Below are 7,896 nucleotides of genomic sequence, written 5' to 3' on the forward strand. Positions count from 1 at the left end.
CGGCGACACCGATGCGGAGGTCATCGCCGACGAGGCGACCGACTCGACGGACGACGTCGCCGGCAGCGATGAGAGCACAGACCCCGCGCCCAAGGCGGCCGACCCGAACCTCGCCCTGTTCGACGTGTGTCCGGTCGCTGGACCTTCCACGTTCGAGGATTCGTGGGGCTGGGCGCGATCGGGCGGCCGGAGCCACGAGGGCGTCGACATGATCGCGGATCGAGGCACCCCGATCCGCGCCGTACGCGACGGCGACGCGCAGTTCAAGACCAACGGCCTCGGTGGCCGCGCGATCTGGCTGACCACCGCGAACGGCGACAAGTTCTACTACGCCCACCTCGACGACTGGGAGGGCGAGAGCCGAGCGGTGCAGGCCGGCGACGTGATCGGCTACGTCGGCAGCACCGGCAATGCACAGGGTCCCCACCTGCACTTCGAGACGCTGCCGGGAGGATCCGTCGAGAACCCGTACGCGCACACCTTCGGCGCGTGCATTCCGTCGCCCGCCGAGTTCGCCGCCGCCAGGAACAGCCTGAACGACCCCGACGTCTGGAGCCGCTTCATCCCCGAGGCATGACCGACACGCAGCGGCGCCCACGGCTGCCACTCGTACAATCGGCCGATGTCCGAACCACGGCTCGCCCGACGCGACTGGGTCCCAGTCGACTCCGAATCGCTCGTCCGACGCATCGCGGCCAGCACCGTCGCGGCCCCGACGAAGGACACGGTCCGCGGACGCATCGACGACCTCGTCACGAAGAACCGCACGATCCACGAACTGGAGTGCATCAACCTCAATCCGGCGGCGAATGTGATGAGCCCGGCGGCCGAGGCGCTGCTCGCCTCGTCGCTCGGGACCCGGCCGTCGCTGGGTCACCCCGGAGCGAAGTACGAGATGGGGCTCGAAGCGGTCGAGGAGATCGAGGTCATCGCCGCTGAGCTCGCCGCGGAGGTCTTCGATGCACCCTTCGCCGAAGTGCGAATCGGATCGGGCGCACTCGCCAACCTCTATTCGTTCATGGCGTGCTGCTCGCCGGGCGACTCGATCATCGTTCCCCCGGGGTCGATCGCCGGTCATGTCACGCACAACACGGCCGGAGCGGCCGGGCTCTACGGCTTGGCGATCCACGAGGCGCCCGTCGACCCCGACCGGTACACCGTCGACGTCGACGCCCTGCGCGAACTCGCTCGCAGGGTCCGTCCGAAGATGATCACCATCGGCGCGAGTCTCAATCTCACGCATCACCCGGTGACCGAGGTACGCGAGATCGCGGACGACGTGGGCGCAACGGTGCTCTTCGACGCCGCGCACCTGTCAGGGCTGATCGCCGGTGGAGCGTGGCCCAACCCGCTGCACGAGGGCGCGCACATCATGACGATGAGCACCTACAAGAGCTTGGCCGGTCCTCCGGCGGGACTGCTCGTCGCGACTGACGCGGCGATCGCCGAACGCGTGGATGCGATCGCGTTCCCGGGGCTGACCGCCAACTTCGACGCGGCGAACACCGCCGCGCTCGCGATGACCTTGCTCGACTGGCAGTCATACGGCCGCGACCACGCGGCGGCGATGGTCGACACCGCACAGGCACTCGCAGCGCAACTCCTCGACCGAGGTCTTCCGGTCGTCACGACCGCGGATGGGTCGCCGACCCGATCCCACGCGTTCGCCCTACGCGCCGAGGCAACGAGCGGCGACGGTCACGGCCTCGCACGGCAACTCCGCGAGGCCAACCTCCTCAGCTCGGGGATCGGGTTGCCGGGCGACGGGCCCGACCTGATGGGGGCGATCCGGCTCGGAACGAACGAGATGGTTCGTTGGGGCATGACACCGAACGACATGGCGTTCGTCGCCGAGGCGATCACGCGATCGATCTCCGGCGAGGACCGAACAGCCGTCGCGCTCGACGTCGGTGACTTCCGGAAACGATTCACCGACGTTCATTTCTGCTCCTGACATGAGCCGACTCCCCCTGGTTGTCGCACCGTCGGGATACTCTCGCTCCGCGTGACGACGACAGCGGTGGATCCATCCGTCGGTCTGACAGCCGCCCAGGTCGAGGAGCGTCGTGCCGACGGCCGGACCAACGCGGTTCCCGATGCTCCGGTCCGATCGTTCGGCCAGATCGCGCGGGCCAACATCCTCACCCCGGTCAACGCGATCATCTCGACGTTGTTCGTGCTGATCCTCGTCGCCGGATACCCGGCCGACGCGCTCTTCGCCGGTGTGGTCGTCGCGAACTCGGGGATCGGGATCGTGCAGGAACTCCGGGCGCGCAGCACGCTGCGTGAACTCGAACTGCTCAACGCGCCGGCCGCCGTGGCCCGCCGCGACGGCGCGTCGGTCGAGTTGGCGGTCTCCGACGTCGTCGCCGACGAGATTCTGGTGATCGGATCCGGCGACCAGATCGTCGTCGACGGTGAGATCGTGTCGGCGGTCGGGCTCGACATCGACGAATCGCTGCTGACCGGCGAGAGCGATGCGATGTCCAAGCACCCCGGCGACGACGTGATGTCGGGAAGCTTCGTCGCGTCCGGATCGGGCTTGTATCGGGCGACGGCGATCGGCTCGGACAGCTACGCCGCCAAACTGGTCGACGAGGCGCGAGTGTTCAAGCTGGCCGACAGCGAACTGCGGAGCGGGGTCAACACGATCCTGCGATGGCTGACCTTCATCATCCCGCCGGCCGCCACGCTGCTGCTCATCCGTCAGCTCGGCAGCGACGATGTCGACACCTGGCAGGAAGCACTCCAGGGGACGGTCGCCGCATCGGTGGCGATGGTCCCGGACGGCCTCGTGCTGCTGACCAGCCTCGCGTTCATCGTCGGGATCATGTCGCTCGCCCGGCATCAGGCGTTGGCGAAGGAACTCGCTTCGGTCGAACTGCTCGCCCGCGTCGACACGCTCTGCCTCGACAAGACCGGGACGATCACCACCGGCGAGATCAGCTACGGCTCCGTCGAGGTCCTTCCCGGAATCGACGACGGATTCGTCTCCGATGCGCTCGGGGCACTCGGCGCATCCGATCCGAGTCCGAATGCGACGCTCGCCGCGATCGTCGAGGCGCACGCGTCACCCGACGACTGGACGGCCGACGAGGTCACGCCGTTCAGTTCGGCTCGCAAATGGGCGGCCACGCACTTCACCGACCGCGGCTCGTTCTATCTCGGTGCCCCCGAGATCCTTCTCGAACCCGGCGACGACACACTCGGCGCGGTCGCACGGCTGGCGGAGGCCGGGAGCCGAGTGCTCCTGCTCGCACAGTCCGACGGTGCCCACCAGGGCGAACGACGACCCGACCATCTCGAACCGCTCGCGCTGGTGAGCTTGGAGGACACGGTGCGCGACGATGCGGCCGAGATCCTCGAGTACTTCAACTCCCAGGGCGTGACGATCAAGGTGATCTCGGGCGACAACCCCGCCACCGTCGCCGCTGTGGCGCGCCGCGCCGGGGTGCGCAACGCCGACACGGGGGTCGATGCCCGCACGCTCCCCGATCCCGACACCGAGTTCGACGCATTCACCACCCAGGTCCTGTCGACACCGGTGTTCGGTCGGGTGACCCCGCACCAGAAGCGGGCGATGGTTCGTTCGCTCCAGTCCGAGGGTCACGTCGTCGCGATGACCGGCGACGGAGTCAACGACGTCCTGGCGCTCAAGGACGCCGACATGGGCATTGCGATGGGAGCCGGAAGCCCGTCGACGCGAGCCGTCGCACAACTCGTGTTGCTCGACAACCGATTCTCGACGCTCCCGCTCGTCGTCGCCGAGGGACGACGGGTGATCAACAACATCGAACGCGTCGCCAACCTGTTCATCACCAAGGCCACCTACGCCGTGTTGCTGACGCTCATCGTGGGCCTGGCGGGGGTTCCATTCCCGTTCCTTCCACGCCAGCTGACGCTGATCGGCACGTTCTCGATCGGAATCCCCGGATTCTTCCTGGCGCTCTCACCGAACGAGGCCCTCGTGCGGCCGGGATTCCTGGAGCGAGTGCTGCGCTACTCCGTTCCGGCCGGCGCGGTGTCGGGAATCGCCGCGTACGTGGTCTATGACGTGACCCGTCGGATGAGTGATGTCACGCTCGCCGAGGCCCGCACGTGCGCCACCATCACGCTGCTGAGCGCTGGCCTGGTCGTGCTGATCGTCGTCAGCCGCCCGCTCGAACTGTGGAAGGTGGCGCTGGCCGCGGGGATGGGTGCGCTCTACATCGGCGTGATGGCGATCCCGTTCCTGCGGAACTACTTCCAACTCGACCTCCCGCCGTCGGACGCGTGGCCCGTGGTCGCTGCCGGTACGGCGATCGCGTGCGTCGGGGTCTGGCTGGTGCCGCTCATCGTCGAACGGCTGACGGTCGACCGGGACTGAACGACGCACCGGCTCGGCCCGACACCGGGGCCGGTCCGGACGTCGAGCACTCCTGGCGCCTCCGACAGGAATCGAACCTGTGGCCTGTCGCTTAGGAGGCGACCGCTCTATCCAACTGAGCTACGGAGGCATGACGAGCACGGGTGGCATCACCACGCTCACGTCGCGCACCGATCCTAGAGCCGAGTCCGACGTCGTCCGCGGTGCGCCGAACAGGTCATCGCGCGGATCGATCCGAGTGTCCCCGCACTGCCGACAGCGGCGCTCGATGGAACAACCGTCGTCGGTCGCGGGTCGCGTGCCAAGATCGATGAAATGCGCACCACGTGGATCCCGATCGCCCTCGCCACCGCCCTGGTGACGACCGCCTGCGGTGCCAGTGACGACTCGACCGACGACACAACCGACACCGCCGAAACGGAAGCCACCGATGTCACCGAGCCCACCGAGGCCGCCGAGGTCTTGACCCCGGTGACCGATGACCCGACCGATGATGAGGCCGAGAGCGCCGGCACAGACGCTGCAGCGGGCGGCGAGGCAGCCGACGAAGTTCCGCCCGATGCCGGTTCGGGAACGGCGACGCTGACCCTCGCCAACGGTGAGAGCTACGACTTCTCGGTGCTCTGCGCGCTCGAACCGCAGATCGCCGCCGGGTCCGAGATCCTGTTCACCGCGACGTCCTACGACGACCCGCTGCTCGACATCACGCAGTTCGGCGACGAGGGTCCGGTCACCGGAATCGGCTCCGTGACGGTCGCCGACGCGTCGAATTTCGAGTCGCTGTGGGGTGCGAGCACGATGTACGAGCCGTTCGGAGGCACGCTCGAGTTGACGCTCGATGGTTCCACCATCCGTGGAACCGGCTCCTTCTACGCAGGTGACGACCCGATCGACGGCGGCGATCCCGTCGACGGCGACGTCGTCGCGAACTGCTGACAGCAACCCGGGTTGCCCGGACCGACCTCAGGTCGTCCGGCCGAGCGGTTTCGGCGCACGCCATTCGAACTTGAGCGCAGCCACCCGGAACGCGAAGATTCCGAACGCGACCGCGAGGGCCAGCGTGCCCGAGTAGAAATCGTTACGCACGCTGACGACGATCACCGTTGCACCGATCGCAGCCGGGATCGCGTAGAGCCGGCTGTTGGGGTGGAACAGATGCGGTGGGTCGTTGGCGAGGACATCGCGGATGATTCCGCCGCCGACCGCGCTGATCACGCCGATCATCACGGCCCCGGCGGCGCTCGCATCGAACGCAGCGGCCTTCACGGCGCCAGTCACCGCGAACAGCCCGAGCCCCGCCGCGTCGAAGAGTTGGACCGGGGTGCGAAACCGTGACTCGATCGCCTGGTGGGCGACGAACACGATTCCGGCTGCGACGAGCGGAACCAGCATGTAGGCCACCTCGCTGAACGCCGTGGGCGGGGTGGCGCCGAGCACCACGTCGCGCATCACGCCACCGCCCAGCGCCGTGACCAGGCAGAGGGCGATCACGCCGACCAGTTCGAATCCCTTGCGGACCGCGAGCAGACCACCGGAGATGGCGAAGAAGAACACACCGACCAGGTCGGCCGTGCGCTCGAGGCCCGCGTCGAGCCCGGTCTCCGGATCGATCGCTGCGAGGAAGCCGAACATCGCCGTGGAGCGTACGGGGCGCGCCGGAACGTACCGGGTGCCGCTCCGGATCAGGTAGCGGGTCGGTCGACCGGGGCGCAGTCGTGGCTGCAGCCGGTCGTGGTGTTGGTGAAATCGGGTGCCGACGCTCGGTGCAGGACACCGCCGGTCGGTGCGACATGAACGCGGGGAGGGTCTCCGGACTCGTCGATGGTCGCGTCACCGTCGACGATCAGGGTGTACCCGTCGGGATCGAGTGGGGGAAAGGTCACCGTGACCGACGCGCGCGCCGTCGCATTCCGCGCCGATCCGCTGCCGGCGGAGAAGCACATCGTCCCGTCGTGCCACTCGGGCTGGCACGCGACGATCTTGGGACGCATGTCGTCGCCGACCGTGAGCAGATAGGCCCACCCGTACTCTCGCGTCTTGGCTTCGAGGACGTCCAGTTCGACGGGGATGCTCATGTTCCCATCCAACCACACGTCCGCTCGCACGTCACCCGCCACCGCCTGCCGGGCCGGCGCACCGCCCGATCAGCTTCCGGTCCACGGTCGAGGATGAATCCCGACTTGGTTTGTCGGGTTTCGGTGATCGGTCGTTACGCTCCTCTCCGCAACGTCCGTTCCAACGATCACAGGAGATCACCATGGCCGTCCGTCTCGGCGACACCGCACCCGACTTCACCGCTCCCACCACGCAGGGCGACATCAACTTCCACGAGTGGCTCGGCGACTCGTGGGGCGTGCTGTTCAGCCACCCGAAGGACTTCACGCCGGTCTGCACGACCGAACTGGGTCTCGTGGCCGCACTCAAGCCGGAGTTCGACAAGCGCAACGTCAAGGTGATCGGCCTCTCGGTCGACCCGGTCGACAGCCACCTCGAGTGGGAGAAGGACATCGAGGAGACCCAGGGCACCGCGGTCAACTTCCCGATGATCGGCGACCCGGATCGCACCGTGGCCGACGCCTACGACATGATCCACGAGAACGCGAACGACACCCTCACGGTGCGCTCGGTGTTCGTCATCGGCCCCGACAAGAAGGTCAAGCTGACCCTCACCTACCCGGCCTCCACCGGGCGCAACTTCGACGAGATCCTGCGCGTGATCGACAGTCTGCAGCTGACCGCCGACCACAAGGTCGCAACGCCGGGCAACTGGAAAGACGGCGACGACGTCATCATCGTTCCGGCCGTCTCGGACGAGGACGCGAAGGCGCTCTTCCCCGCCGGCTGGAACCCCGTCAAGCCGTACCTCCGCGTCACCAAGCAGCCCAACCGCTGACGACGGTCACGGTCATCGGGTGCCTGACACCCGTTGACGGCGGCTCCTACAACCAGTTGGATTCGATCCATTGTCGAACCGGCGGTGTCACCTTGTCGAGGTGGGCCGCCGGTTCGTCGCGTATCTGGGTGGCGGTGACCGGAACCGTCACTCGATCCGGATCCACCGTCACCGCGACGGCATCGAGGCGCGATGCGATTCCGGAAACGTACGCATCGGACGAGAACACCGCATCCGGGCCCGACTCGTGGGGCCAGTGGGAACGGAAGAGCTCGATCCAGCGCGCCCAGAGGTCCTCGTCGTCCCAGTCGGTCGCGAGCGAATGCCGGACTACCCGGACCTCGACGTTCGGATGCGCCTCGGCAAGCCAGGCGGCACGCAGCTCCCCCGGAACGGTGTCGCGCGCGAACGACGAGTTGACGTAGACGACGAGACGGTCGGTGCGCTCGTCGGCCCAGTCGATCATGTGCGAGTGGCCGAGGTGTGGCGGGTCGAAGCGGCCGACGATCAAGCCGGTCCGGTGGCGATCGGTGGAGTTCATGAGCGTGTCTCGATTCGGTCGCCAACGGACGCGAGGTCGGTGACCACTCGCTTCCAGCCTGCGCCGAGGTGCTGCACCGGGCGACCGGCGTTCTCG

The 7,896-nt window shown here is 67.7% G+C and carries 8 protein-coding genes and 1 tRNA gene; 5 read left to right on the forward strand and 4 right to left on the reverse strand.

The features are described 5' to 3' along the window. From WBV89_RS02880 to WBV89_RS02890, 3 genes are all read left to right on the forward strand, one after another. A partial coding sequence (locus tag WBV89_RS02880) for a M23 family metallopeptidase (protein WP_423979837.1) occupies positions 1-577 on the forward strand: 577 nt, incomplete at its 5' end. 45 nt (positions 578-622) lie between these two features. Beyond that, positions 623-1,954: a serine hydroxymethyltransferase gene (gene glyA, locus WBV89_RS02885; protein ID WP_423979838.1), complete on the forward strand. Its 1,332-nt coding sequence runs from the start codon at positions 623-625 to the stop codon at positions 1,952-1,954. A gap of 51 nt (positions 1,955-2,005) precedes the next feature. Then, positions 2,006-4,366 carry an HAD-IC family P-type ATPase gene (locus WBV89_RS02890; protein ID WP_423979839.1) on the forward strand — a complete coding sequence of 787 codons (2,361 nt, stop codon included), beginning with the start codon at positions 2,006-2,008 and terminating at the stop codon, positions 4,364-4,366. A gap of 53 nt (positions 4,367-4,419) precedes the next feature. Here the strand turns inward: WBV89_RS02890 and WBV89_RS02895 are convergent. Then, positions 4,420-4,496, reverse strand: a tRNA-Arg gene (locus WBV89_RS02895). A gap of 185 nt (positions 4,497-4,681) precedes the next feature. Here WBV89_RS02895 and WBV89_RS02900 point away from each other — a divergent pair. After that, positions 4,682-5,302, forward strand: coding sequence for a hypothetical protein (locus tag WBV89_RS02900; RefSeq protein WP_423979840.1), 621 nt, complete (start codon positions 4,682-4,684; stop codon positions 5,300-5,302). A 27-nt stretch (positions 5,303-5,329) separates the two neighbouring features. Here the strand turns inward: WBV89_RS02900 and WBV89_RS02905 are convergent, their stop codons facing one another. Together WBV89_RS02905 and WBV89_RS02910 are read right to left on the reverse strand one after the other, a co-directional pair. After that, positions 5,330-5,998: a trimeric intracellular cation channel family protein gene (locus tag WBV89_RS02905; RefSeq protein WP_423979841.1), complete on the reverse strand. Its 669-nt coding sequence runs from the start codon at positions 5,996-5,998 to the stop codon at positions 5,330-5,332. Between the two features lie 50 nt (positions 5,999-6,048). Next, complete coding sequence (locus WBV89_RS02910; RefSeq protein WP_423979842.1) at positions 6,049-6,441, reverse strand: pyridoxamine 5'-phosphate oxidase family protein; 393 nt, start codon at positions 6,439-6,441, stop codon at positions 6,049-6,051. A gap of 182 nt (positions 6,442-6,623) precedes the next feature. On the opposite strand from WBV89_RS02910, the gene WBV89_RS02915 reads away from it, so the two are divergent. Next, entirely contained in the window at positions 6,624-7,259 is a 636-nt protein-coding gene (locus WBV89_RS02915; RefSeq protein WP_423979844.1) for a peroxiredoxin, read from the forward strand. A gap of 46 nt (positions 7,260-7,305) precedes the next feature. Here WBV89_RS02915 and WBV89_RS02920 read toward each other — a convergent pair whose 3' ends face one another. Beyond that, complete coding sequence (locus tag WBV89_RS02920) at positions 7,306-7,800, reverse strand: adenylyltransferase/cytidyltransferase family protein (RefSeq protein ID WP_423979845.1); 495 nt, start codon at positions 7,798-7,800, stop codon at positions 7,306-7,308. Positions 7,801-7,896 lie beyond the last annotated feature (96 nt).

The organism is Ilumatobacter sp. (assembly GCF_049588435.1).
Lineage (GTDB): Bacteria > Actinomycetota > Acidimicrobiia > Acidimicrobiales > Ilumatobacteraceae > Ilumatobacter_A.